The 24,261-nt window shown below is 69.0% G+C and carries 20 protein-coding genes and 1 pseudogene; 7 read left to right on the forward strand and 14 right to left on the reverse strand.

Annotation, left to right across the window (positions count from 1 at the left end; genetic code table 11):
* Positions 1 to 78: 78 nt before the first annotated feature.
* The 6 genes from ACJ8AT_RS27840 to ACJ8AT_RS27865 form a co-directional block, all read right to left on the reverse strand.
* Entirely contained in the window at positions 79 to 309 is a 231-nt protein-coding gene (locus ACJ8AT_RS27840; RefSeq protein WP_224240070.1) for an ATP synthase F0 subunit C, read from the reverse strand.
* Between the two features lie 148 nt (positions 310 to 457).
* Positions 458 to 1,540 (reverse strand): F0F1 ATP synthase subunit A, encoded by a 1,083-nt coding sequence (atpB, locus tag ACJ8AT_RS27845; RefSeq protein ID WP_407740916.1) that lies wholly within the window; start codon positions 1,538 to 1,540, stop codon positions 458 to 460.
* Positions 1,540 to 1,944 carry a hypothetical protein gene (locus ACJ8AT_RS27850; RefSeq protein ID WP_407740917.1) on the reverse strand — a complete coding sequence of 135 codons (405 nt, stop codon included), beginning with the start codon at positions 1,942 to 1,944 and terminating at the stop codon, positions 1,540 to 1,542. Before ACJ8AT_RS27850 ends, atpB begins: the two co-directional genes overlap by 1 nt.
* Positions 1,941 to 2,210 carry an AtpZ/AtpI family protein gene (locus ACJ8AT_RS27855; protein ID WP_407740918.1) on the reverse strand — a complete coding sequence of 90 codons (270 nt, stop codon included), beginning with the start codon at positions 2,208 to 2,210 and terminating at the stop codon, positions 1,941 to 1,943. Before ACJ8AT_RS27855 ends, ACJ8AT_RS27850 begins: the two co-directional genes overlap by 4 nt.
* 152 nt (positions 2,211 to 2,362) lie before the next feature.
* Positions 2,363 to 3,787 carry a putative metal-binding motif-containing protein gene (locus tag ACJ8AT_RS27860; RefSeq protein ID WP_407740919.1) on the reverse strand — a complete coding sequence of 475 codons (1,425 nt, stop codon included), beginning with the start codon at positions 3,785 to 3,787 and terminating at the stop codon, positions 2,363 to 2,365.
* 2 nt (positions 3,788 to 3,789) lie between these two features.
* Positions 3,790 to 4,731 carry a hypothetical protein gene (locus ACJ8AT_RS27865; protein WP_407740920.1) on the reverse strand — a complete coding sequence of 314 codons (942 nt, stop codon included), beginning with the start codon at positions 4,729 to 4,731 and terminating at the stop codon, positions 3,790 to 3,792.
* Between the two features lie 113 nt (positions 4,732 to 4,844).
* Between ACJ8AT_RS27865 and ACJ8AT_RS27870 the strand changes: the two genes are divergently transcribed.
* The 4 genes from ACJ8AT_RS27870 to ACJ8AT_RS27885 all read left to right on the forward strand — a co-directional run bounded on the left by ACJ8AT_RS27870 (position 4,845) and on the right by ACJ8AT_RS27885 (position 12,674).
* A complete protein-coding gene (locus ACJ8AT_RS27870) occupies positions 4,845 to 5,342 on the forward strand; it encodes a YbhB/YbcL family Raf kinase inhibitor-like protein (protein ID WP_407740921.1) in 498 nt (165 codons plus the stop codon).
* 87 nt (positions 5,343 to 5,429) lie between these two features.
* Positions 5,430 to 8,057, forward strand: a complete 2,628-nt coding sequence (locus ACJ8AT_RS27875; RefSeq protein WP_407740922.1) for an ATP-binding protein — start codon at positions 5,430 to 5,432, stop codon at positions 8,055 to 8,057.
* Positions 8,058 to 8,194: 137 nt separating this feature from the next.
* Positions 8,195 to 11,116, forward strand: coding sequence for a PHB depolymerase family esterase (locus ACJ8AT_RS27880; RefSeq protein WP_407740923.1), 2,922 nt, complete (start codon positions 8,195 to 8,197; stop codon positions 11,114 to 11,116).
* A gap of 427 nt (positions 11,117 to 11,543) precedes the next feature.
* Complete coding sequence (locus ACJ8AT_RS27885; protein WP_407740924.1) at positions 11,544 to 12,674, forward strand: hypothetical protein; 1,131 nt, start codon at positions 11,544 to 11,546, stop codon at positions 12,672 to 12,674.
* Between the two features lie 7 nt (positions 12,675 to 12,681).
* Here the strand turns inward: ACJ8AT_RS27885 and ACJ8AT_RS27890 are convergent, their stop codons facing one another.
* The 3 genes from ACJ8AT_RS27890 to ACJ8AT_RS27900 all read right to left on the reverse strand — a co-directional run bounded on the left by ACJ8AT_RS27890 (position 12,682) and on the right by ACJ8AT_RS27900 (position 16,976).
* Positions 12,682 to 13,632: a hypothetical protein gene (locus ACJ8AT_RS27890; RefSeq protein WP_407740925.1), complete on the reverse strand. Its 951-nt coding sequence runs from the start codon at positions 13,630 to 13,632 to the stop codon at positions 12,682 to 12,684.
* Between the two features lie 17 nt (positions 13,633 to 13,649).
* Complete coding sequence (locus ACJ8AT_RS27895; RefSeq protein ID WP_407740926.1) at positions 13,650 to 14,474, reverse strand: WGR domain-containing protein; 825 nt, start codon at positions 14,472 to 14,474, stop codon at positions 13,650 to 13,652.
* An 87-nt stretch (positions 14,475 to 14,561) separates the two neighbouring features.
* Entirely contained in the window at positions 14,562 to 16,976 is a 2,415-nt protein-coding gene (locus ACJ8AT_RS27900; RefSeq protein ID WP_407740927.1) for a hypothetical protein, read from the reverse strand.
* A 714-nt stretch (positions 16,977 to 17,690) separates the two neighbouring features.
* Between ACJ8AT_RS27900 and ACJ8AT_RS27905 the strand changes: the two genes are divergently transcribed.
* On the forward strand, positions 17,691 to 18,074 hold the full coding sequence (locus ACJ8AT_RS27905) for a DUF6968 family protein (RefSeq protein WP_407740928.1): 384 nt from the start codon (positions 17,691 to 17,693) through the stop codon (positions 18,072 to 18,074).
* A 71-nt stretch (positions 18,075 to 18,145) separates the two neighbouring features.
* A pseudogene (locus ACJ8AT_RS27910) lies at positions 18,146 to 18,448 on the forward strand (DUF5953 family protein); the annotation flags it as partial.
* Between the two features lie 127 nt (positions 18,449 to 18,575).
* Here the strand turns inward: ACJ8AT_RS27910 and ACJ8AT_RS27915 are convergent.
* Complete coding sequence (locus ACJ8AT_RS27915; protein ID WP_407740929.1) at positions 18,576 to 19,229, reverse strand: glutathione S-transferase family protein; 654 nt, start codon at positions 19,227 to 19,229, stop codon at positions 18,576 to 18,578.
* A 126-nt stretch (positions 19,230 to 19,355) separates the two neighbouring features.
* The gene (locus ACJ8AT_RS27920; RefSeq protein ID WP_407740930.1) at positions 19,356 to 19,706 is read right to left on the reverse strand and encodes a DnaJ domain-containing protein; all 351 of its coding nucleotides are present in this window, start codon (positions 19,704 to 19,706) and stop codon (positions 19,356 to 19,358) included.
* A 249-nt stretch (positions 19,707 to 19,955) separates the two neighbouring features.
* Between ACJ8AT_RS27920 and ACJ8AT_RS27925 the strand changes: the two genes are divergently transcribed.
* Entirely contained in the window at positions 19,956 to 20,393 is a 438-nt protein-coding gene (locus ACJ8AT_RS27925) for an SRPBCC domain-containing protein (protein WP_407740931.1), read from the forward strand.
* Positions 20,394 to 20,426: 33 nt separating this feature from the next.
* Here ACJ8AT_RS27925 and ACJ8AT_RS27930 read toward each other — a convergent pair whose 3' ends face one another.
* From ACJ8AT_RS27930 to hemL, 3 genes are read right to left on the reverse strand one after another with little or no spacing between them, the layout of a single operon-like run.
* Entirely contained in the window at positions 20,427 to 21,266 is an 840-nt protein-coding gene (locus ACJ8AT_RS27930; protein WP_407740932.1) for an alpha/beta hydrolase, read from the reverse strand.
* Positions 21,267 to 21,281: 15 nt separating this feature from the next.
* A complete protein-coding gene (locus tag ACJ8AT_RS27935) occupies positions 21,282 to 22,670 on the reverse strand; it encodes a serine/threonine protein kinase (RefSeq protein ID WP_407740933.1) in 1,389 nt (462 codons plus the stop codon).
* Positions 22,663 to 23,949, reverse strand: a complete 1,287-nt coding sequence (hemL, locus tag ACJ8AT_RS27940) for a glutamate-1-semialdehyde 2,1-aminomutase (RefSeq protein WP_407740934.1) — start codon at positions 23,947 to 23,949, stop codon at positions 22,663 to 22,665. Before hemL ends, ACJ8AT_RS27935 begins: the two co-directional genes overlap by 8 nt.
* Positions 23,950 to 24,261: the final 312 nt, after the last annotated feature.

The following is a 24,261-nucleotide window of genomic DNA, read 5'->3' on the forward strand; positions in this document are numbered from 1 at the left end:
CCGGGCTCCACCGTTGGAGCGGGCTCCCGGCGCGGCGCCCGCGGAGTGCGAGCGCCGAGCCTGGGGACTCCTGCTCGACTAGGTCTTGGTGGCGAGCAGGATGCAGATCACCAGCGCGAACAGCGTGGCGCCTTCGATGAGGGCCGCGGCGATGATCATGGAGGTGCGGATGTCGCCGCCGGCGGCCGGCTGACGGCCCGTGGCCTCCATGGCGGAGGCGGCCAGCTTACCGATGCCGAGGCCGGCACCGATGATGGCGAGGCCGGCGCCAATGCCGGCGGACAGGAACGCGAGAGCGAGGTTGGTCATGGGAGCACTTCTTCTTTCTTACAGGTAGGACCCTCTTGTGGGGGGGTCGTGTCGTCCCTTTTGGACTACCTCCGGCGACCTTTCGAATCGCCGGGTTCTGGCCGGGGCCCGCTGCTGCTGAAGCCCCGCTAACTCGTGAAGTGGAGGGCTAGGCGTGGGCCCGGCCGTGGTCGTGGCTCTTGGCGCCCTCGGGGTGGCCCTCGCCGTGCTCGTGGCCATGGTCACCGTGGTGGCCCATCGCCACGCCCATGCCGATGAAGAGCGCCGAGAGCATGGTGAAGACGTAGGCCTGCACGAAGGCCACGAACAGCTCCAGGAAGTAGATGCCCATGGCGAAGGGCACGGCCACCAGGCCCACCGCCGCGCTGCCCATCATGAAGATGAGGCCCAGGAGGAAGAAGATGACGATGTGGCCCGCCAGCATGTTGGCGAACAGACGCATCGTGAGCGCGAAGGGCTTGGTGAACAGGCCGAGGATCTCCACCGGAATCATGATGGGCCACAGCCACCAGGCCACGCCGCCCGTCAGGTGGGCCAGGTAGCCGCCCACGCCCGCGGCGCGGATGGCCGCCACCTGGGTGAGGATGAAGGTCATCAGGGCCAGGGCGCACGTGACGGCGATGTTGCCCGTGGCGGTCGCCATCCAGGGGAACAGGCCGAGCATGTTCATGAAGAGGATGAAGAAGAACGCGGTGAGCAGGTAGGGCACGTAGCGCGGGCCCTCCTCCTTGCCGATGTTCTTGATGGCCAGCTCGTCCCGGACGAACAGCACCAGCATCTCGAAGAGGTTGGCGCCCGTGCCGCGCGGCACCAGCTTGGACTTGTCGCGGTTGCTCCAGATGAGGAGGGAGCCCACCAGCAGGATCGCCGCCAGGAACATCATCAGCGTGTGCTTGGTGATGGACAGGTCCAGGCAGCCCTGGGCCAGGGTGGGGATCGGCGCGCCGTGCTCGGCGGCGCCCAGGCCGTTCTCCACCGCGCCCTCACCGTGCGTGTCCGCCGGCCCCTGGCAGGCCCCCTCGTGGAAGGGGATGAAGAGCTTCGGCAGGTGGATCTCGATGGGCTCGTCGCTCCCGGGGACCTCGAGCTCGTAGTCCGTCGCGTCCGAGACGTGGTGCATGATGTACTCCGCCACGTCCGGCTTCGCCTTCTCGCCGCCCGCGGAGTGCTCCTCCGCCGCGAGCACGGTGCCCGCGAACAGACTGGCGATCAGAACCATTGCCTTGCGCATCACTCGTCTCCGCCCGCCGCCTGACGAGAGGCGGCGTTCACGTAGCTGATCTCCACCCACTGCAGCACGAAGTAGACGCCGAAGAAGCCGACCACGAAGCCCCACGGCGACATCCCTCGCGAAACGATCGCGTACAGCCCCGCCGCCACCGTCACCGCCCGGAGCCCGAACACCAGCCCCACCACCTTCAACGCGGCCTTGAGGCTGCGTTGCACCGCCCGCCGCTTCAGCGCCAGCGACACCACCCCGGTCAGCGCCGCCAACCCCGTGCCCCACATCGCCGGCCACCGGCTCTCCGGCGTCTGCGGCAGCGCCGCCGCCAGCGCCACTCCCACCACCGCCACTCCCGCCGCCACCATCGCGTGGTTCTGGAAGCTCTCCCCTGCCCCCGGCCTGTCCTTCACTTCTTCTTCCCCAGCCGGGTCATCTCATGGAGGAACCCGTAGAACCCCACCACGGTGCCCGCCACACTCAGCCCCACCAGCATCCAGGGCTTGGTCCCCAGCCAGCGGTCCAGCAGCAGCCCGCCGATCACTCCCACTATCGTCCCGCCCACCATCTTCCAGACCGCGGAGATGTAGGGCATGGCCGCCTGCATCTGCCGGGCAGTAGAGCCCAGCTCGCTGTCTTCCTGGCCCTTGTCACCCTGATCCCCGGGCTCCTCTGCCATCGGACGCCTCACCAACTCCCGGGAAAGTTTCGGGTTTCCTCCGCCACCCGCCTCGCCTGACGCCACGCGCGCGCGCCGCTTAACACTGATGACGCGGCGTGCGCAACCGCTACCGTCGGCCCGAGGGCCGCGGGCCCCAGTCCGGGTTGCGGCTACTGGAAGCCCAGCTTGAGGAACTGGATGTCGAAGGAGACAGGGAGGGTGGGAGAGCCCCCGTCGTTGGGCTCCACCATGATCTCCACCCGCTGGACATGCTTGAGGTCCAAAGCAGTGTTGCGCTCGACCCAGCCACCGGCGCTCCCCTGACCGATGGGCAGCGTGGTGGTTACCTGTCCGCCCGCCGTGGGCATCAGCGGGGTGGTCCCCCCGTCCATGACAGGCACGTAGCGGGCGTAGCCGGTGGGGCTGCACAGCAGGACAATGGGCTGCTTGTGCGGCGCCCAGGGCGGGTTGCCGATGCCGCTCATGGTCGGATCGAAGTGGATCGCCAGGGAGTTGGTGGCGCGGCTCAGGTCCCACGACTGGGGCGCCTGGAACCAGACGACGTGCGACTGGGGGCGCGAGCCGCTCCACACGTTGTTGGCGGAGAAGGACTCGGGGACGCCCCCGTCCCAGTACCGCAGGCAGCCCTGGGTGACGCCGCTGAAGCTCGTCTGTGTGTCCACCGCCCCGCGCTCGCCGGTGGCCTTCAGGTCCAGCAGGTCCGCCGGGCCTCCGCAGTCCGGCCGCTCGTCGATCCCGTTCCGGCAGTTGTTGTCCGTGCCGTCGCACACATCCAGTGCGTCCGGGTTCTTCGCGGCGTTGGAGTCATCGCAGTCATCTTTGTTGATGACGTAGCCCGAGGGCTGGACGCACGCCTGCTGCTGCATGTCCGCCCGGCCATACCCGTCCCCGTCCCCGTCGCGATACCACGTCGTGGTCACCCCCTCGTCGATGTAGCCGTTGCAGTCATCATCCATGCCGTTGCACTCCTCCACGGCGTTGGGATGGATGCGGGGGTTGAGCGGCTGGCAGTCGTTGGGGAGCGCCACCCAGCCTTGAGAGGGCTTGCACAGCACGCGGGGCTGCTTCGTGTCGCCGTAGCCGTCGTTGTCCTCGTCGAAGTAGTAGGTGCCTCCGTCGAAGCCCTCGTCGAACTGGCCGTTGCAGTTGTTGTCCAGGCCGTCGCACTGCTCGGGCGCACCCGGGAAGAAGAGGTCGCCACCGGCCGCGGGGTTGTCGTTGCAGTCGTCCGAGTTGGTGACCACCCGGATCGACTCGGGCGGGGCGCAGCGCAGCAGGGGCTGGGTGAGGTTGCCGAAGCCGTCGCCATCCTCATCGCGGAAGTAGCGGGTGGCGGTACCGCCGTCCGCGCACACGCCCCCATCCAGCACGCGGCCCAGGCACAGCGGCTCCCCCCGCTCCGAGCAGCACACCCCGTCATCGCAGACGAGGCCGCCATCTCCACACTCGGAGTCCTCCGAGCAGGTGAAGTAGCCCTGGGGCTTGGGGCTCTCGTAGCAGGCGCCCGAGAGCGCGAGGCCCAGACCGGCAAAGAGGAGGCCGAGGCTGGCCAGGCGGAACGAAGGGTTGGACATGATCAGCGCTCCGACGAGGCGAGATCGAAGACAAAGAGGCCAATGCCCACCGTGGACAAGGCCCCACCGGCACCCAGCAGCACGTTGCCGGTGCGCGCATAGCGGTCCGACTTGTCATAGGCGGCCTTGGCGTCCGGGTAGCGCGTGCACGTCCGGTCCACCCCCACGCACGGCTCGATGCGATGGAGCGCGCTCCGGGACAGTCCCCCCGCCACCAGGGAGCCCGCCAGCGCCAGCGCTCCCAGGCTGAAGGTGACGTAGGAGGCCGTGCGCAGCCCCTTGCCGCGAGAGGCCGCCCCCAGGGCACCGGCGGAGACCTCGGCGGGAGGTGTCAGGCGCAGGCGAGCGCCCTCGGGGACGAGCTCGCGCGACAGAGCGGCCTCTCCCGAGGGCAACAGCAGATCCACCTCGTGAGGCCCCGCCGTCAGCGGCACCACCGCCGAGGAGGCCGCCAGGGCCCGGCCATCCACCCGGATGCGCGCCGAGTCCGAGGCCACCACCAGGCCGCCCCAACCCTTGCGCACGAAGGGCGGCAGCAGCGCGGTCAGCGCGGGCCGCAGGGCGGACTTCAGCTCCGCGGTCGCCGCACCTGAGATCCGGCGCCGCGAGGCGCTCCCCTCCGCTCCATCCATCCAGGTGGCCTCCACCTCCAGGGTGCCTCGCCGGGCGGCGGGGGTGACGAGCAGAAAGAGCCCGTGCTCGGCTTGCGCCTCCGAGAGCAGCGCCCGGAGGCACGCGTCATCCGCGCAGCGGCGCGACACCGCCGGCACGGGATGGATGACGAGCCCGGACAGCTCGCGGGCCAGCTCCACGGAGGCTCCCAGCACGAGCTGCGCCTCCGAGGCCCCGAGCCCGCCTCCATCCAGGACGCGCACCGAGAGCTGCTCGGCGGCGGACGCAGGCAAGGCCAGCAGGAGGAGGAACAGGCGCAGGAGCGGCTTCACGAGGCCAGACTCTAGATCAAGGGCGCGAGCCCATGCCCCCCTCCTTGCAGAGTCGCCACTGCTCCCCCTCCATCACCAGCTTGAAGAGGAGTCCCTGCTTCACGGAGGACATCATGCCAAAGCCACTCCAAATCACCTCGCCTCGCTTCCAGGACGGCGAGCCCATCCCCATCGCCTTCACCGCCGAGGGAGAAGACAAGGCCCCGCCTCTTCAGTGGGGTGAGGTCCCCCACGGCACCCGGAGCCTGGCCCTCGTGGTGGAGGATCCCGACGCGCCGGATCCGCGCCACCCGCAGCGCACCTGGTGCCACTGGCTGCTCTACAACATCCCTCCCGGGACCCGGAACCTGCCCGAGGGCGCCAGCCGGGACACGCTGCCCCAGGGCGTGCGCGAGGGCCTGAATGATTGGCACCGCGCCGGCTACGGAGGCCCCTGCCCACCCATTGGCCGCCACCGCTACATCTACCGCCTCTATGCGCTAGACACCGTGCTGCCAGATCTCGGCTCGCCCACCCGCGCCCAGCTGCTCGCGGCCATCCAGGGCCATGTCCTGGCGGAGGCCCAGCTGATCGGCACCTACGAGAAGACCCACCCCCACGTCAGCGCCTGAGCCGCACGCCCTCCGGTCAACACCCGGGCGCCTGCCCTCCAGCGGTGGCTTCCCCTCGACGGGCCGGGGGTGCAATGGTGCGCGCTCGTGACGACGTCCAGCGAAGCCGGCACGCAGTACCGGCACTTCGACGCAATGCCCCTCGGCCTTGGAGTCATCCGGCAGGGGCGGGTTGTCTATGCGAACGCGTCGATGCTGGGCCTGTTGGGGTACACCGCGGAGGAGCTGGTCGGGCGCCCCGTGGACGAGCTGAGCCTGCGCTTCCCCAATGGCCCGGCGATGCTGGAGGGCTACCTGCGCCGCATGCGCGGAGAGTGGGCGCCCCCGGTGTTCGAGCTGCAGCTGAGCACTCCCACGGGAGAGCGGCGCCTGGAGCTCTCCATCACCATCGAGGGGCAGGACGCGGTGGTGCTGATGCGGGACGTGAGCGCCCGCGCCCACCACCGCATCGTGCTCCAACGTCTGGCGGAGCTGGGAGCGGGGCTGCCCGGCCTGCGCACCGAGCAGGAGGTGCTCACCCGCGTCTTCGGCGGGCTGGCGGAGCTGGGCTTTACCTTCGCCTATGTCATGCCCCAGGGCGAACAGGCGCTCCTGGAGCGGCTGTACGTGCCTGCCGAGTTCACCCAGGAGCCGGAGGGCAAGACCTGGGAACCTGGGCTGACGGGCGTCTGGTCGCCGCTGCTGGAGCGGACCTGGCGGGAGGGCTCGGCGTATGATCCCGAGTTCGCCCAGGAGGCCTCCCGCTTCCTGGCGGGAGAGCTGTCCAACGGGGTGGGGACGCGCCTGGCCGAGGCCCGGCTCCATGTGATTGGCGTCCGCATCGAGGCCAGCGGCATGCGCCGGGCGGTGCTCGTGGTGGCGGCCCCCTGGCTGCGCGAGGAGGAGCTCCCGCCGCTGCGGCTCTTCGGCGCGCAGGTGTCCGCCGCGCTCGAGGCGGCGCTCACCATCTCGCAGCTCTCCGCGCAGAACACCGCGCTCGCCGCGCTCAACCGGCTGGCCTCCACGGCGGCCACGGCCCAGGAGCCCCGGGACTTCTTCGTGCCCGGCGCCCGGGAGATCACCCGCCTGCTGGACTGTGACACCCTGGGCCTGTTCCTCCGCAAGGATGGCTCGGAGGAGATGGAGCTGGTGTACGCCCAGGGGCTGGACGACATCAGCGCCCAGCAATACGGGCGGATGCCCGTGCGCGGCAGCCTCTCCGGCCAGGCGATGGAGCAGGGCTCGGCCCTGGTGCTGGAGGTGGAGTCGGTCACCGGCGCCACGCGCGAGAACATGCTGCGCCAGGGCTACTCCACCGTGGCGGTGGTGCCGCTGCGGGTGCGCTCGCGGCTGGTGGGCACGCTGGTGGTCGCCTTCCGCAAGCGCCGCGGGCTGTCGCACCTGGAGCGCGAGACGCTCCAGGCCATGGGCGCGCACTTCGCCGCCGCCACCGAGTCCCACCGGCTGCTCACCGAGGTGCGCCGCCGCGCCGATGATCTGGCCCTCATCCATGAGGTGAGCCGCAACATGGTGGCCACCCGGGAGATGGACCTGCTGATGCAGATCGGCGTGAAGGGGCTGGCGCTGATCGCCCGCGCCTCGGATGCCTTCCTGCTGCTGCTGGACGCCACGGGGCAGCGGCTGGAGATTCGCTCCTCGGTCCGCCAGCTGGAGCAGACGCTCGGGTACTCCATCCCCCTCTGCCCCCCTGACAGCTCCGCCTCCGCGAAGGCGCTCCAGACGCGCGCACCTGTCGTCGTGACGGACGCGGAGAACGAGCCGGGCTTCCATCCGGATGCCCGCAGCCTGCTGCATATCACCGCGGGGCTGGCGCTGCCCCTGGTGGTGCGCGACCGCGCCATCGGGGTGGCCATCATCATCGAGACGCGCGAGCCGCGCCGCTTCACGGAGTCGGAGGTGGAGCGCGCCTCCGCCATCACCAACCAGCTCGCTCTGGCGCTGGAGCAGGCCCGCCTCATCGAGGATCTCAAGCAGAGGAACGCGGAGCTGGCTCGCACCCAGGAGCAGCTCGTCCAGCGCGAGCGGCTCGCGGCGCTCGGCGAGCTGGCCGCGGTGGTGGCCCACGAGGTGCGCAACCCGCTGGGCGCCATCTTCAACTCCGTCTCCTACATCCGCAAGCTCATCGGCGCGGCCAACCCCGCGCTGCCCATGGTGGAGATCGTCGCCGAGGAGGCGGACCGGCTCAACCGCATGGTGGATGATCTGCTGTACTTCGCGCGCCCGCCCTCGCCCACCCCCGCGCTCCTGCCGCTGCGGCGGCTGCTGGAGGAGACCGTGCACACGGCGCTGGCGGATGCCACGGGCAAGGTCGAGGTGGTGTGGGCGCTGGAGACAGAGGTACAGGTGCTGGTGGACGAGCGGCAGATCCGGCAGGCCTTCCTCAACCTGGCGCTCAACGCCGTGCAGGCCATGCCCGAGGGCGGCATGCTGCGGGTGGGCGTGCAGCGCCCCGCGGGCGCGCGGGCCGAGGTGCAGGTGGAGTTCACCGACACCGGCACGGGCATCCCCGAGGACGTGCGCGCGCGCATCTTCGAGCCCTTCTTCACCACCAAGGCGCAGGGGACGGGGCTGGGGCTGGCGCTCGTCAAGCGCATCATCGAGTCCCACTCGGGCCGCTTGTTGCTCGAGTCGGAGCCGGGCCGCGGCACCACCTTCCACGTCCTCCTCCCCCACGAGCCCGAGTCCGCCCAGCCGGTGATCCAGCCCGGCGCCTGACGCATCAAGACAAGCCCGGGGTCGACCCGCCGCGTCGTGAGCTCGCGCGTTCCAAAGTTGATGAGTGATTCAGGAATCAGCTGATCATTTCACGCGAGGTGTTAGCTTCCCGCGCCTCCAACACAGAGGGAGGGCTCATGCGGAAGCAGCGTCTTGGAAGTCTCGTCGGTGGACTGCTGGTCCTGGCTGTCCTGGGGTGCGAGGACCTGGCTTCACACGAAGCGCCGCCGGCGGAGGCGCCCGAGCTGGGACATCTCCAGAGCGGGCTCACGGCGGTGGCCAGCTTTGGAAGCAACCCCGGCAACCTGAAGATGTGGAAGTACGTGCCGGCCGGCCTGCCCGCGAACGCGCCGCTGGTGGTCGCCATGCACGGCTGTACCCAGTCGGCGGATGCCTATACCGCCGCTGGCTGGAACGCGCTGGCGGACGTGCTCAAGTTCTACGTCGTCTACCCGGAGACCAATAGCTCCAACAACCAGAACAGCTGCTTCAACTGGTTCGAGCCCACGGACATCGCGCGAGGCCAGGGCGAGGCGCTCTCCATCAAGCAGATGGTGGATCAGATGAAGCTCGATCACTCCATCGACTCGAGCCGCGTCTTCGTCACTGGCCTGTCCGCGGGCGCCGCCATGACGCACGTGATGGCGGCCACCTACCCGGATGTGTTCGCCGCCGGGGCGGTGATGTCGGGCATCCCGTACCAGTGCGCCACCACCATGAATGACGCCTTCACCTGCATGAGCCCGGGCGTGGACAAGTCGCCCACGCAGTGGAGGGACCTGGTGCGCAACGCCTTCCCCAGCTACACCGGGCCCTACCCGCGGATGTCCATCTGGCACGGCACCTCCGACTACACGGTGAAGAACACCAACCAGCAGGAGGCGGTGGACGCATGGACCTCGGTGCAGGGCATCGACGGAACGGAGGACGTCAGCGAGACGGTCGCTGGCTACCCCCACAAGGTCTACAAGGACACGGCGGGCAAGGCCCTGGTGGAGACGTACGCCATCACCAGCATGGGCCACGGCACGCCCATTGATACGAAGTTCAAGTTCCCCAACTCCACCGTGGCGTGCGGCACGGCGGGCGCCTACATCCTCGACGCCGGCATCTGCTCCACCTGGTACGCGGCGAAGTGGTTCGGGCTCGACAACTCGGACGCCGTCGCGCCCACCGTCAGCCTCTCCGCGCCCGCCAACGGCGCCAGCGTGAGCGGCACCGTACAGGTGACGGCCACCGCCTCGGACAACGTCGGCGTGTCCAAGGTCGAGTTCTTCATCGACAACACCCTGGTGGGCACCGACACCGCCTCGCCGTACGCGTACTCGTGGAACAGCGCCGCCTCCACCAACGGCACCCACGTGCTGAAGGCCCGGGCCTCGGACGCCGCCGGCAACACGGCCACCTCCGCCAATGTCTCCGTCACCGTCACCGGCGGCATCTCCGACACCACGCCGCCCACCGTGAGCCTCGCCTTCCCCACCGCGGGCTCCACCGTCGCGGGCGCCGTGGACATCACCGCCAACGCCTCGGATGACATTGGTGTGACGAAGGTCGAGTTCCTCGTGGATGGCACGGTGGTGGGCCAGGGCGTGTCCGCGCAGCAGGCCGGGCCCTACGTGTTCAACTGGAACACCACCTCGTACGCCACGGGCAGCCACACGGTGCAGGCCCGCGCCTCCGACGCGGCGGGCAACACCGCCACCTCCGCCGCGGTGTCGGTGACGGTGGATCAGAACTCGGTGCGCTTCACCGAGCACTTCTCCGGCCCCAGCGGCCCGGACACCACCAATACCACTTGGGACATTACCCAGTGGACCGTGGATCCCAGCGACCAGATGGGCAGCACCAGCAGCAAGTCCATCCTCGGCTCGGCGCTGCCCGCCTTCAACACCGTCACCAAGACGGCCACCTACACCAGCCTCGCGCTCACCGCCAACCCGCGGCTCACCTACTGGCGCAAGCTGGATCTCTATGGCGCCAACATCTCCGCCTCCGCCGCCTTCAAGGTCATCGTCAATGACGGCACCGACCACGTGGTGGACTCGGCGACCAAGAGCGGCCTGGGCCCGCTGGCCGAGGCCACCTGGACGCAGCGGGCCAACATTGATCTGTCCGCGTATGCCAACAAGACCGTCACGCTGAAGTTCGTCGCCACCGCCACGGACACCGGCTCCAACACCAGCCGCGCCAAGGCGTGGGTGGACAGCATCACCGTGGGCCCGGCGAGCACCTCCGCTGACACCACCGCCCCCACCGTGAGCCTGACGGCCCCCACCAACGGCGCCACCGTGAGCGGCACCGTCGACGTGGCGGCGAGCGCCTCGGACTCGGCGGGGGTGAGCAAGGTCGAGTTCTACGTGGACGGCGCCCTGGCCAGCACCGACACGGCCTCGCCCTTCGTCTTCACCTGGAACACCGCGGGCGTGGCCAACGGCAGCCACGCGCTCATGGCCAAGGCCTACGACACGGCGGACAACATCGGCGTGGACAACGCCACCACGGTGACGGTGAGCAATGCCGGCGGCGGGACGACCACCGCCACCTTCTCCAGCATCGCGGCGGATGACGGCTACGTGAAGGCCAACGCGGACGGCTCCGCACCGGCGGTCGGCACCTTTACGACTCCCGCCCTCGGCAAGGGCACGGACGGCAAGTTCAACCGGTCGTTCTTCTCGTTCGATACCTCCTCGATTCCGGACACCGCCACCGTCACGCGCGCCTCGCTGAAGGTGACGTTCTCCTCGGCCTCGGGAGATCCGTGGGCGGACCCCGCGGGCAACACCTTGAGCATTGATCTGCAGAACGGGACGTTCGGCACCGCCGCCACCGAGACGACGGACTACAGCGCCACCGCCACCGCCACCGGCGTGGCCAACATCATCAAGTTCACCAGCGGCACCCAGAGCTCCACCGACTTCAACGCCGCGGGGCTGGCCGCCATCAACAAGACGGGCAAGACGCAGGCGCGCCTGCTCTTCCCCCAGAACCCCGCCGGCACCTCCTACCTCTTCGTCACCGAGGGAACCGGCGCCGTGCTGACAGTGGAGTACAAGTAGCACGTGCGGCACGGAGCCGTCCCCTGGGCCCACGGGGACGGCTCCTGGCCTGGCTGATCCAGGAGAGCCGGCGCGCCGCCCCGCGAAGCGGATCCGCTGGAATTCCCCTGTCCTGTTTTCGGACAGGCACTGGAGCCTGGATTATCCACTCTTCCGGAATTCCAGGGCTTGGGTTCAAACCACTGTTTTCCCTCGTAAATCCCGAGAAAAAGCGGTTTTAGCTCCCAACACCTACATTACAGCCAGCTCGATATGGTGCAGCCTTGTCGTAGTCACCAATTGTCCTACCGAGGCACCCCCCTCTTGAGCAGCTGAGGATTTTCAAGCACTTGCGCGGAGGCCTTGCCCCTTGGGGGGGTTGGCACGTCGCCTGCTTAAAGGGAATGCGAGCCCCCAACCAATCCCCCCGGGGAGGAGAGCCCCCACCATGAATCCTTTCACGCTGAAGCGGTTCACACTGACCTCCCTGATGATGCTGGCCGCGGCCGGCTGCGGAGGTGCGGCGACTTCGGATGAGCAGCCGCAGGCCCCCGACACCCAGACCGAGGACAACTGGAACCCTGAGGAGCAGGCCACGACCGCCAGCACCGCGCAGGGCGCGCTCCTGTTCACCAAGGAGACCTTCAAGGGCAACGGGCGCACCTGCTCGACCTGCCACTCGCTGACCACGGGCACCCTGACTCCGGCCCAGGCGCAGGCCGCGTACGCGAGGAACCACAGTGATCCGCTGTTCCGCGCCCTGGACAGCGACACTGGCAACGGCGCCAGCTACAGCAAGCTGCTGAACGACGCCACGGTCACCGTGACCATCCCGCTGGTGGCCAACGTCCGGCTGGCCAACTCCACCGCCCGCAGCGTCACGCTGCGCCGCGGCATCCCCAGCACCTTCGACAACCCGAAGCTTGACCCGGTGATCATGCTGGACGGCCGCGAGCCCACCCTGCAGCACCAGGCGATGGACGCCGTCGCGGGCCACGCCCAGGGCGGCCGCGTGCCGACCACGACCGAGCTGAACGCCATCGCGGACTTCGAGAAGGCGCTCTTCTCCTCGGCGAAGATGGCGACCTGGGGAGCCACCGGCACGCCTGCGGCGCTGCCCGAGGGCACCACGGACTCCGAGAAGCGCGGCAAGGCCTGGTTCGCTCCGAACGCCCTGTGCGGCGGCTGCCACGGCGGCCCGGCGCTCAACGCGACGACGCAGTTCAACCTCCCGGGCCTGCCGACCGGCGACCGCTACGCCTTCGCCTTCGTCTCCCAGTTCAACTTCGCGGGCAACCCCACGCAGGAGTACATCGTCACGAACCCGGACGGCACGGAGAGCCACGTGGTGTCGCCTGACCCGGGCCGCCTGCTCATCACCGGCAACATGTTCGACGCCGACACCTTCACCATGACGTCGCTGCGCAACATCAAGAACACGGCGCCCTACTTCCACGACAACTCGGCCAAGGATCTGGCGGGCGTGCTGCGGCAGTACAAGGCCGTGACGGACATGCTCGGCATCCCGATGAGCGACCAGGACCAGGCGGACATCATCGCCTACATGAAGCTGCTGTAATCCCCGCCTAGCGCGGCAGCAGCCGCGCGGCGGCCCACAGCACAGCCTTTCCGACCCGGCGCATGAGTTCCATGCGCCGGGTTTTTGTTTGTGGCCCCTGCGCCGGCTGCTCCCAGTCGAAGCTGCGGAGCCGAGTCAGGAAGCCCTGCCGCACGCACCCCTCCAGGCTGAAGACGTGCAGGTCCGCGCACCAGAGCCGGGCCCGCCGCAAGTCCCGGGAGAGCTCGTCCCAGGAGAGCGGCGGCGCCGCGCCGGCCCCGGGTAGCTCCACGCCGCCGCCCGTGCTGCCCACGCCGATGGAGCCCGCCTGGGCGCCGTAGCTCTCCAGCAGGCTCACGCCGTGAGGGCGCACGAAGCTGGAGTAGAGCATCAGCACCTCGCGATCCGCCGGCAGGTCCACCACGCCCAGCAGCCGCTGCAGCAAGGTGGAGCGGGCCTGGCGCTCGTCGACGATGAGCGGGAGCTGGTAGGTGTCCACCCGGTAGCCATCCTCCCGGATGCGCGCCACCAGCGCGCCGTAGGCGTCCCGGGCCTGGCGCAGCCGCTCGCTCCCACGAAGTCTGCGCAGGAGCGCGGGGAGCTCGCGCCAGCCCCGGGCCAGCAGCCGCCGCAGCTCGTGGAGCTCCGGCTCGATGTCGAGGCCCACGCCGCCCCAGCGCAGCTGGTGCGCGGCGGTCCACTGGCGAAAGGCCGTGTAGCGGGCGGCGGCCTGGGGTGCGTTGTCCAGGTTGAACCAGTAGCCCTGCTCGGCGGGCAGGAGCTGCCAGGCGATGACGGGGATGCCAGCCTCGTGGAGGCGCCGCACCACGGCCGCTCGCTGCTCACTGAGGTCCAGCAGGCCCAGGCTGACGGAGGCCCTCAGCGCCGCGAGGTGCTCGAGGAGCGCGGGGTCCGCGAAGAGGGCCTGCAGGGGCCCGGCTCCCAGCTCGCAGAAGAAGGTGAGGCGCGGAGGAGTCATTCCGGCAAGCTCGAGGATCAGCTCGAGAGGTAGACGTCGCCGAAGCCCTCTTCGACGGTGTACTCGCCCTTCTCCATTGCCCTCGCGTAGCGCTCGAAGAACTCCGTGAGGCTCTTCGCCTCGAGCGAGAGCGGCGGCGCATCCTTCGCGACCCGGAACACGCGCCCTGTGCCGGCGTGGATCACCAGGTGATCGCTGTCGCGCGTCCCGAAGGGGATCCACCGCTCGTCCGCCTCTGCCTTTCGCAGCTCGGCGTCCTCCACCATGTCCTCGTCCTCGAGCATCCAGCGCACGGAGAGCAAGACGTCTTCGCGGACCCCGAGCGCGTCGCGGCTGCCGAGCAGATCCAGGCTCCCGATGAAGCCGTTCTGCTCCCTGCGCTGGCCGTCGTGAAGCTTCCAGAGCTCGACGAGCTCGGCGGGGAGCGCGAAGCCCAGCTTCTTCTCGGCCTTCGCGAGCGCCGCGTCGCTCACCCCCGAGGCCAGGTTCTTGACCAGGACCTCCGCGCCGTTCTTGTTCATCCAGGCCTTCGCTCGCTCGATCGCCTTGGCCAGGCGCGAACCGCCGCTGCTCGTGTCCGCCGGCTTCGACGCCTTGGGCGCCAGCCTGGCAGTGGACGCTGCCTTCGCGCTCCCGCTACCGGCGAGGGTGTAGCCCTTCCGGGTCTTTTCGGCGATCAGCGCGTCGTGCGCCTTCTTCGCGGCCTCCGCGCTCGCGAACGACTTGAGCTGCGTCTGACCCGTGCTGCCGATCCGGCCGTACGTCACGCGGAACGACGTGCCGCTCAGTTCGATCTGCCAGAACTTCTTCGTCCTGCCCTCGATCAGCTCGTAGCGTGGCATGATGATTCGCGATCATATAGCCGATCGGACAAGGCCCTGTGCGGAGCCAGTGGTGAGCAGGCGAGCCTCATTCGTGCAGCGCCCTGCCTACCGCCACGGCTTCGCGCGCTTCTCCGCCTCGGCCAGGTCCACCCGGACGTAACTGCGCCCGCGGCCATCGAGCCCGACCCACAGCGACTCGGGCGTCTTCACGTAGGTGGTCGCGCCAGCCCACTCGGTTCCTCGTTGCACCAGCGGATCCAGATCGAAGCTGCGCGGAGGCTGATCCGCCGAGAGCAACCCGAGATGATCGCCCCAGTGCAGCCACAGCCCGCCGTCCGCGCGTTCGCCGAGACCATAGACCTGCGACATCTTCCGCAGGGCATGGATGCTGGTCGATTGCTCGCCGCCCTTCGCCAGGTAACGCCGGATCTCCAGCCGGTCCGGCTTCTCGTCCCAGTGCTCGACCAGCTCGATGAAGTCATTGTCCCGGGTCAGCAGCCACTGCGGCCCCAGGCTGCTGTGGTTGGGCAGGGGGCGGTAATCGCCCTTGGCGTCGCCCCACCGCCAGCGCACGAGCCCGCGGCCGCCATCGGGCCAGAGCTTGCCCTCGTTCTTGGTCAGCCGCACGACCAGGGCCAGGCGTTCGTCATTGCTGCCACGGACGAGCGCCGCCTGGGAGAGGTAGACGTTCGCGCCGAAGCCATCACCGCCGAGCAGCGTGTGCTTCTTGATTCCGCTGTCGGTGATCTCGTAGGCGACGATGGCGACGATGGGCATGCACGTGGAGTCGGCGCATTCCTGCCCTGGGTACTTGGGCATCGCGAAGACCACACCGCGCTTCGATTCGTACAAGCGGTAGGCGAAGTCCTCGCGGAACAGCAGCTTCGGCTCGGCGCTCCCGTCGAGCGACAGCCTGTAGGCCTCCGTCGTCCAGCTCGAGTAGTAGAACCGCACCGGCTCCGGCACGCTGCGGGACGGTGGCGCTTTGACCTGGCCCGACATGATGACCAGGGCCTCACGGCCGTTCGGCAAGAACGACAGGTGCTCCAGGTGGGACTCGCCGGTCGTCGCCGACCCCGCCGCCGGTTTCGGGAACGTCACGTGCTGCCCATTCGAGAAGAAATGGATGTGGGGATCCTGTTCCCAGGCCGCCAGGATGCGCCCGCTGTCGTCCGCCGCCACCCGGTAGAGGTTGTCCTTCGGGATCGCGTGCAAGGTTCGCCAGCGCCGCTCTCCGTTCCGGAGCTGGCGCAGGGCCCCGCCGCCAATCGAGAAGAGGCCGCCGGCCATCTGGCGCAGGGTCGCGGCGTTGTTGAGCCGGTCGCTCGTGCTCGTGTCCTTGGGATCGTAGCCGGCGTATTCGGAGTCGATGCGCTCCTGGAGGGTGCCCGGCGGCCACGGAATCGCGCGCTTCTCGATGTCCGCGAAGTCGACCCGGACGTAGTGCCGGTTGCTGTCATCGATGCCCACCCACAGCTGCTCGGGAGTCCCGGCGTAGACGTCGCTGCCGGCCCATTCGGAGCGCCGGGGCAGCAGCGAAGCCAGCGGATAACTGCGCGGCGGTTTGCCGGGTGAAATGAGACCGACGTGATCACCCCAGTGCAGCCAGAGCGTGCCGTCGCGGCGTTCGCCAAAGCCGTGAAGTCCCTCGTCCACCTTCTGCAACTCGCCGAGGTTGGCGAGCTGCTTCTCGCCCTCCCACAGTTCAATCAGACCGGACCGGACCCTGAGCTCGATCAACCTGCCTGAGCGGGTGAGGAGGAACCTGGTGCGATCGTAGTCCGGGGGAAAGGGACGCGGGCTCCGGGTGGGCTTGGCGTCTCCGTAGCGCCAGCGCAGCAGCTCGAGCCTGCGCGCGGTCGCGACGTCGAGGAGCACCGCCAGCTCTTGATCGCCTGCGACGCGCACCCCCTTGATGCCGCGGACCTCGAGCTCGTCAGCGCGGAACAAGGTCTTCCGGTTCACGCCAGCCGGCGTTATCTCGTACGCGACGATCTCGGCGAGGCGGCATTCGCGCTGATCGCATTTCTGGGTCGGATCCTTCGGCATCGCGAACACCGCGCCGTGAGGTGAGCCGTCCAGTTGATAGCCGTGGTCGACCCGGAACAGGAGCGTGCCAGCGGCATTGGCGGCAAGCGGGACCCGGTAGACGGCGGTCGACCGGCTGGGACCCTGATAGCGGTCGGTCTTCAGCGTCACGGTGCCCGTCATGAACACCAGGGCGTGTCGGCCGTCCGGCGAGAACGCGAGGTCGGCGATCTGGAAGTTCTGCACGTCGGCCGGCGCCTGGGGCTTGGGGAAGGAAACCACCTGGGTCTGCCCCGGCGTGATGAAGTGGATGAGGGGCTCCTTCGACCACGCCGCCAGCAACCGGCCCGAGTCGTCGGCTGTCACCCGGTAGAGGTCGTCGCCGGGCACTTCATGCAGCGGCTCCCAGCGGCGCGCCCCCGGCGTGAGCCGGCATAGGGCCGGGCCACCGATCGAGATGAGACCGGTGGCGGTGGGCAGCAACGTCGCCACGCCGCGAAGGAGGAGAGGGGTGCTGGCGTCGCACCTCTCGCCCCCCGCGCCCTCTGCCCGTGCGATCGAGGCCGCGAGCAGGATCGCCAGACATATGCCCAGGCTTCGCTCGAAATGACTCATTCAAGGCGAGCGTATCATGCGCCCCTTGATCGGCCCGTGCGCCACATAGAGCTGACCGGCGGGGATGCTGTACGGCTTGAACGGGAATGATCGCTTGGTTTTTTTTTGGCCTTGTTGTGGGTTCGATTGCCGCCGCCGGTCGGCTACACTGGCCCATATGCCGAGGCTGCTTGCGATCCCCTTGTTGTTGACGCTCGCAATGCTGGGGTGCGCAGTCGGAGCAGGCGGACGCGGAGGAGAACTCTACCAAGCGGCACCCGTCTCCGGCCCTGTTCTGCCACCGCCAACCGAGGGGCATGTGGCGACGTTCTGCGAGCTGAACCCGGAAGCCTGCGTGGAGCCACTGCCTGCCCCAGAGCCTGGGGAGTCCGAGACCACAGCGGACCCATGGAAGTCCTTCGCATGCATCCAGGCGTGCCAGGCAGGCAGCGGGGCGATGGAGAAATTCTGCGAGAACCTGCCAGGAAGGACGAAGCGCCAGCAGAAGCTCAAGGCCCTTTGCTTTGGCTCGTGCTACACGGGCAAGGCCGCATGCCTCGTATTCTGCCGGGCCTACTTTGGTCCCCCCAGGAACCCATGAGGTTGCGCTCCATGCCTGAGAAAGATGACGACTGGCGTCCGAAGCTGCGGCGGATTGAAGATCCGATTGCAGAGGATTGCTGGGAATACGTCACTGCGGAGGGCAAGCCGCGTATCTCAACGCTCCGGGTGGGCCGGCCCGTGCACTTCCCCGAGCGGCGGCTCTGGTACTGCCCGGTCCTCATCGAGGGCTACACCCGACCTCGGATCAGACCGATCTTTGGCATGGGGCCTGTGGACGCGCTGATGAACGCGATGAGCTTCGTCCGGAGGTTCTTCGAGGAGAATTTTGAGGTTTTGCCTGGAGCCAAGCCAGCAAGTCCCCAGCGGTCCACGCTGCGGAGGAAGTCCCAGAGAAGACACCAGGGGAAGACTCGGACCCATCGGTTGAAATAATGCGAGCTGGTGATGACCTCTCGAAGCCCCCTCATTCTCAACGTCTATGCGCCTGCGCTGGTGGGGGACGACCACCGCACACTCGCTGCCGGGGGCTGCCTGCCCTGAAGCTCTTCGAGCACATCCGCTCGCCCGAGATTCCCTATTATCTTGGGTGGCTGAACTCCTGGTCTGCCGCTGCCGCGAAAGCCATCGGGTTCCCGGACCCGGCCCGCGACGCCGAGCTGCTCACGCGAGCGCGTCTCACGCCGTCGGGCGGGTGGCTCGTGCAGCTCACGGAGACGCCGCTCGACCTCGACACCCCCTCCCACCTGGACGCGCTAAAACGGGCCTATGCGCGCTTCCCGAAGATCGGCGGGCGCTCTTCCCCTTGAGCGAGAGGTTTCGCACCGCCCGGCGCGGGTTCGAAACCCGCCGCCTCCACGCAGAGCCATCCGCCGCTCCGAGCAGCTCGCCCGGCTCACGGAGCGGCTGGCTCTGCGGTGCAGGAACCCCGGTCAGCTACCTCCCGGCTGGCGCATTCTTCGCGAAGGGCGCCATCTGCGCAGCCAGCGCCTTCTGGAAGGTCGGCCGCGCCTCGCACCGCTGGCGGTAGGCCTCGAGCACCGGCATCTTCTCGAGCAGATCCGTCTGGCGCAGGATGCGCAGCACCGTCGTCATGAGCAGGTCGCCCGCGGTGAAGCGATCCTCGAGGTACTCCCGCCCTTTCAACCAGCCCGCCAGGGCCTCAAGCCGCGCCTGCGCCGCCGCCTGCGCTGACGGCCGGCGCAGCTTCGCCCACTCCTCGTTGGCGTAGAACGCGTCGAGCGCGGTGAAGTTCTGCAGGTGCGGCTCCATCGAGTTGATCGCCGCGAACATCCACGTCTTCGTGCGCGCCCGAGCCTTCGGCTCGGAGGGCATCAGCACCTCGGAGCGCTCGGCGATGTGCAGGACGATCGCGCCGGACTCGAAGAGCTCCAGCCCGTCCTCTTCATAGACGGGCACCTGTCCGAAGGGCTGCATGCGGCGATAGCTCTCGGACTTCTGGTCCTCTGGCCCGATCAGCCGCTCCTCATAGGCAAGCCCCGCCTCTTCGAGCGCCCAGCGCACGCGAAGATCTCGCACCAGGCCCTGAGCAAAAGGCGGTACCCAACGGAATGCGGTGACTCGGATCATGATCGTCTCGCTTTCTCACTCGGTATGGGAATGCAGGCTGCCGCCCGCCGACTCTAACTGGTCCCAGTCGGCTCCCATGAAGAACGTGCGAGATCTGCGCGAAGGAGGGCGTCTTCCGCGGCGCGCTCAGCGGATCTTCACGGTCACCCGGCGGTGGCCGTACATCGCCCGGCTCTGCTCCTGGCTGAAGCGAGAGCGATCCCAGTGGCGCTCGCGTGCGGTCCGTGACGGTTCACTGCCCCCGCCCGGGCCTTTCGCAGGCTCCTGGGCCGCCCTGCTCCGCGCGTCGAGCGCCTGACGCCTCACGGGATCACTCAGGCACTCATAGGCCTCCTGGATCTCGAGGAACCTGGCCGCGGACTCGGCTCGCGCGTCCCGGTCCGGGTGGTACTGCTGCACCAGCTTCAGATAGGCCCGGCGGATCTCTCGCGGATCCGTTGTCTGGGAGACGCCGAGTACCTCGTACGGGTCCTTCATTCCGGAAATCTAGGGAGGCTCCTCCAGCCGTGCAGCCCACGGTTCAGCGAGTGAACGTCTGCGTCTGGTGTGAACCGTGAGGTGTAGGACCCGGTCACGAGAGGCATGTCTGGGTATGCCAGGCAGCCGTCTGGAATGAAGGCTTGCAGGCACAGCGTGCTCGAAGCGATGACCTTCGGAAGGGGCTGGCCAGGGCGCGCCGTGCCTGGAAAGCTCGCGCGCATCCACGTTCTCGCAAGGAGACGGTCCATGAAGTTCAGCCTCAACCCCGCAACGGAGAGCGCGCTGTACCTGACCCGCACCTTCAACACGCCCAAGGACAAGGTGATGAAGGCGTGGATGGAGGCGGGGGCTCTCCAGAAGTGGTGGGGGCCCATGGCCTCGGTGGACTGGAAGCCGCAGGTCGGCAACGCGTTCCGGTTCGACTATCCGCTGGTCGCTGGAGACAAGGCCGCCGTGGTGGGCGAGTTCCGCGACATCTCCGAGGACATGCTCGTGCTGTCCTGGGTGGGCGAGGGCGGAAAGAAGGCGCTCGGCGGGACGCTGGTCACGGTGGAGTTCCGCAAGGTGCCCAAGGGCACGGAGCTGGCGCTCACGCACGAGCTGCTGCCCACGGGGGCCGCCCGCGACGCGCAGCGCACCGAGTGGCTGGGCCGGCTCGAGCGCCTGAGCCAGACACTGGCCTGACACTCCCGCTCCGTCAGCCCCAGGCGGCTGCCACTACGGGCTGCCTTTGGACAGCGGAGCCTCTGGGCCGTTCCGGGCGAACGTGGCGATACGGTCGATCAACACCGGCCAGGTGCGCTCCAGCAGATCATTGTGGTGCGCGCCGGGCACCACCTCCACCGTGGCATGGGGGAACAGGCGCCCCAGCCGCTGGCCCATCTCCACGGGGATGACCTCGTCCTGATCTCCGTGGAGGATGAGCACCGGGATGCCAATGGCCGGCGCCTTCGCGGCGCTGTCCATCGGGTCTCTCACCAGGAGCCGCGTGGGCAGGAACGAGAAGACGAGGTTCGCCATGTCCACCACGGAGGTGAAGGGCGCCAGCAGCACCATCCGCGCCCCACGGCCGCGCCTGGCCATCTCCACCGCCACGCCTCCGCCCACGCTGCGGCTGCTCAGCACCGTGGACTCAGGCCCCACCCCCGAGGCTCTCAGGTCCGCGAGGGCCACCTCCGCGGCCTCGTACAGCCCCTTCTCGCTCGGGGTGCCGGGGTTGGTGCCGTAGCCCGGGTACTCCACCGCCAGGAAGCCCACGCCTCTCTGGTGCAGCGCCTCGCCCAGCTCCACCAGCTGGGAGATCTGCTCCCCGTTGCCGTGGAAGTGCACCATCGTCGGCAGGCCCGGCTCGGCCGGCAGGTGCAGCACGTCCACCACCGGCCCGCCCGGCGGCGAGAGCCTCCGGAAGCCGGGCCTGTGCGGCGGCTCCTGCAGGGGGCTGCGCGGCGCGGGGAAGAGCATCGAGCGCTGGAGCGCGAAGGCCGCCCCCATCAGCCCGAGGTAGCCCAGCGCCAGAATCGAGAAGAAGCCCACCAGCACGCGTTTGATCCGGATCATCCTTGCCCCGCTCCATTATTGGGCGAGCAGCCACACCACTCCAAAGCCCGCCGCGGACGCGGCCAGGAAGAGGCCCAACGCCAGCCAGACCCAACGCCGCCGGGCCTGTGCGCCCGTCTCCACCGTGGGAGTCGGAATCTCCTCCTCGTCCTCCTCGATGGCGCGCACGAGCGGCGGCCGGCGCGCCTCCACCATTCCCACCTCTGGCTCGCCCTCCACGTCCATGCCGAAGCTGACGTGGGCCTCGCGCGTCTCGCGGCGGCCCACCGGGAGCGGCTTGCCCGTGGGAGCCGCCTGGGGGGTGTCCTCCGCGGGGACGAAGTCCTCGGGCGCCTCCAAGCCGCTGTGCTCGAAGGCGAGCGCGGTGGGCGGCGCCAGCTTCGGGGGGATGGTCTGCTCGGTGAGCGAGCGCGAAGGGTCCTTGCCCAGCAGCTGCGCGAGCACCGCGTCCTCCGCCGCCTTCTCCTCGGCGAACACCTCGCACATGAGGCGCGCCACGTCCGCGTCGCTCACCTCGGGCGCCAGCTTCGCCTTGATGCGCGCCAGCTCCGCCCCGAGCACCGAGGCATCCGGGTAGCGCTCATCCGGCTCGGTGGACAGGGCGCGCATCAGCACCGCGTCCACGGACTTGGGGACTCCCTCGCGGAAGCGGCTGGCCGGCTCCCACTTGGGGTAGGCCGCCTTGCGCCAGCGCTCGAGCGGCTCGCCCTTCTGCGGCAGCGCCTGCCACGCGAACAGCTCCCACAGCACCACGCCCGCCGAGTACACGTCCGCGCGCCGATCCACGAACTTCTTCCGCGCCTGCTCCGGGGACATGTACGTGAGGTTGCCGATGACGACTCGCGGCGCCGTCTGCTGCTCCTTCAGCGTGGACTGCGAGGCACCGAAGTCGATGATCTTCAGCTCGCCGTCGTAGGAGATGCAGATGTTGGCCGGGGACAGATCCCTGTGCACCAGGTGCAGCGGCTGGCCCGAGCCGTCCTTCGCGTCATGAGCGTAGGCCAGCCCCTCGCACAGCCGGATGCCGAGCTGGAGGATGACGCCCGGCGGCATGAGCTGGACCCGCTGGCGCATGCGGTAGGCCAGCCGGCTGAGCGTCTTGCCCTGCACGTACTCCATGGCCAGGTAGAGCTGCCCCTCCACCTCGCCCATGGCGTAGACGCGGGCGATGTTGGCGTGCTGCAGGTGGACCACCACCCGCGCCTCGTCCCGGAAGCGGCCGATGAACTGCTTGTTCTCCATCAGCCGCGGCAGCACCTTCTTCACCACGCACGCGCGGCGCGGAGACTCCTCGCGAGCCAGATACACCTCACCCATGCCCCCGGCGCCAATGCGCCGCGCCAGGGTGTAGGGACCGAACCGGAACGGCCCCTTCTGGGGCTCGGGCTCGCGGGGACTAGCCAAGCGCGCGGAAGGCCTTTCGGGCCGCGGCGAGGATGTGCGCCACCTCCGGCTCGCCGATGGCCAGCGAGACGAACGCCGCCTCGAACTGGCTCGGCGGCAGGTAGACGCCCTCGTGCAGCATGGTGTGGAAGAACTTCGAGAAGCGCGCCGTGTCCGCCTTCTTCGCGCTGCCGTAGTCGTACACCGGGCTGTCGGTGAAGAAGACGGTGAACATGCTGCCCACGCGGTTGAGGGTGATGGGCACTCCGGCCGACTTCGCCTCGGCCTTCAGCCCCTCCTCCAGCATGGCGCTGATCTGCTCCAGGCGCTTGTAGGTGCCCGGCGCCGCCAGCGCCTTGAGGCACGCCAGGCCCGCCGCCACCGCCACGGGGTTCCCCGACAACGTGCCGGACTGGTACACCGGCCCCTCGGGGGCGATCTTCGCCATGATGTCGCGCCTGCCACCGTACGCGCCCAGCGGCATGCCGCCGCCCGCCACCTTGGCGAACGTCGTCAGGTCCGGCCTCAGCCCGTACAGCTCCTGCGCTCCGCCGCGCGCCAGCCGGAAGCCCGTCATCACCTCGTCCAGCACCAGCAGCACGCCGTGCTTGTGGCACAGCTCCTGGAGCTCCTTGAGGTAGTTCCCCTTGGGGATCAGCACGCCCATGTTGCCCACCACCGGCTCGATGATGGCGCAGGCGATCTCCTTGCCCTTCTCCGCGAAGATGCGCTCCACCGCGCCGATGTCATTGAAGGGCGCGGTGAGGGTGAGCTTCGCCAGCGCCGAGGGCACGCCCGGCGAGTCCGGCAGCCCGAGCGTCTCCACGCCGCTGCCCGCCTTCACCAGGAACGGGTCTCCCGCGCCGTGGAAGCAGCCCTCGAACTTGAGGATGTAGTCGCGGCCGGTGAAGCCACGCGCCAGGCGGATGGCCGCCACGGTGGCCTCGGTGCCGCTGGAGACCAGGCGCACCTTCTCCACGGTGGGCACGGTGGCGCAGATGAGCTCGGCGAGCTCCACCTCGCCCGGGTGCGGGGCGCCGTAGGAGGAGCCTCGGCGGGCCGCGTCAATGACGGCCTCGACGATGGGCGGGTAGGCGTGGCCGAGGATGAGCGGACCCCAGCTCCCCACCAGGTCCACGTAGCGGTTGCCATCCACGTCCGTCATCCATGCGCCCGCGGCCTCGCGGAAGAACACGGGATCGCCACCGACGCCTCGGAAGGCGCGCACGGGCGAGTTGACGCCGCCAGGGATGCGCTCCTGCGCGCGGGAGAAGAGGGCCTTGCTCTGGGAGTGGTTCATGTCCGCGTTCCATACCACGCAGGCGGAGCGTTTTCCCCAGCCAGGGGATTTCCCAGCCGCCCGGGGCACTCGCTCCCGGGGCGAACAGGCGGCACCCTGGGGATCAAGGCTTGTGGAGAGGCGTCAGGGCTCAGCCCGGAGCGTGCTCGATATCGGGCTGGAGAAGAAGCTCCGGGCAGCTGAGAATCGCCTTCCATGATTCGCACCACCCAGCGCCGGACCCTCACCTTGGAAGCACCGGAGACGGCTGGCCGCCCTGCCCACGTCTCCGCCGCCAGCGGGCTCGTGGCCGTGGGCCCGTGGCTCTATGTC

This window comes from Hyalangium sp. (assembly GCF_045802625.1).
In the GTDB taxonomy this organism is placed as follows: domain Bacteria; phylum Myxococcota; class Myxococcia; order Myxococcales; family Myxococcaceae; genus Hyalangium.

What these genes read in the sequence shown, in the direction of transcription:
- ACJ8AT_RS27840 (WP_224240070.1), bottom strand. Translation starts at nt 309, where the DNA reads ATGACCAACCTCGCTCTCGCGTTCCTGTCCGCCGGCATTGGCGCCGGC.
- atpB (WP_407740916.1), bottom strand. Translation starts at nt 1,540, where the DNA reads ATGCGCAAGGCAATGGTTCTGATCGCCAGTCTGTTCGCGGGCACCGTG.
- ACJ8AT_RS27855 (WP_407740918.1), bottom strand. Translation starts at nt 2,210, where the DNA reads ATGGCAGAGGAGCCCGGGGATCAGGGTGACAAGGGCCAGGAAGACAGC.
- ACJ8AT_RS27860 (WP_407740919.1), bottom strand. Translation starts at nt 3,787, where the DNA reads ATGTCCAACCCTTCGTTCCGCCTGGCCAGCCTCGGCCTCCTCTTTGCC.
- ACJ8AT_RS27870 (WP_407740921.1), top strand. Translation starts at nt 4,845, where the DNA reads ATGCCAAAGCCACTCCAAATCACCTCGCCTCGCTTCCAGGACGGCGAG.
- ACJ8AT_RS27880 (WP_407740923.1), top strand. Translation starts at nt 8,195, where the DNA reads ATGCGGAAGCAGCGTCTTGGAAGTCTCGTCGGTGGACTGCTGGTCCTG.
- ACJ8AT_RS27885 (WP_407740924.1), top strand. Translation starts at nt 11,544, where the DNA reads ATGAATCCTTTCACGCTGAAGCGGTTCACACTGACCTCCCTGATGATG.
- ACJ8AT_RS27890 (WP_407740925.1), bottom strand. Translation starts at nt 13,632, where the DNA reads ATGACTCCTCCGCGCCTCACCTTCTTCTGCGAGCTGGGAGCCGGGCCC.
- ACJ8AT_RS27895 (WP_407740926.1), bottom strand. Translation starts at nt 14,474, where the DNA reads ATGCCACGCTACGAGCTGATCGAGGGCAGGACGAAGAAGTTCTGGCAG.
- ACJ8AT_RS27905 (WP_407740928.1), top strand. Translation starts at nt 17,691, where the DNA reads ATGCCTGAGAAAGATGACGACTGGCGTCCGAAGCTGCGGCGGATTGAA.
- ACJ8AT_RS27915 (WP_407740929.1), bottom strand. Translation starts at nt 19,229, where the DNA reads ATGATCCGAGTCACCGCATTCCGTTGGGTACCGCCTTTTGCTCAGGGC.
- ACJ8AT_RS27920 (WP_407740930.1), bottom strand. Translation starts at nt 19,706, where the DNA reads ATGAAGGACCCGTACGAGGTACTCGGCGTCTCCCAGACAACGGATCCG.
- ACJ8AT_RS27925 (WP_407740931.1), top strand. Translation starts at nt 19,956, where the DNA reads ATGAAGTTCAGCCTCAACCCCGCAACGGAGAGCGCGCTGTACCTGACC.
- ACJ8AT_RS27930 (WP_407740932.1), bottom strand. Translation starts at nt 21,266, where the DNA reads ATGATCCGGATCAAACGCGTGCTGGTGGGCTTCTTCTCGATTCTGGCG.
- hemL (WP_407740934.1), bottom strand. Translation starts at nt 23,949, where the DNA reads ATGAACCACTCCCAGAGCAAGGCCCTCTTCTCCCGCGCGCAGGAGCGC.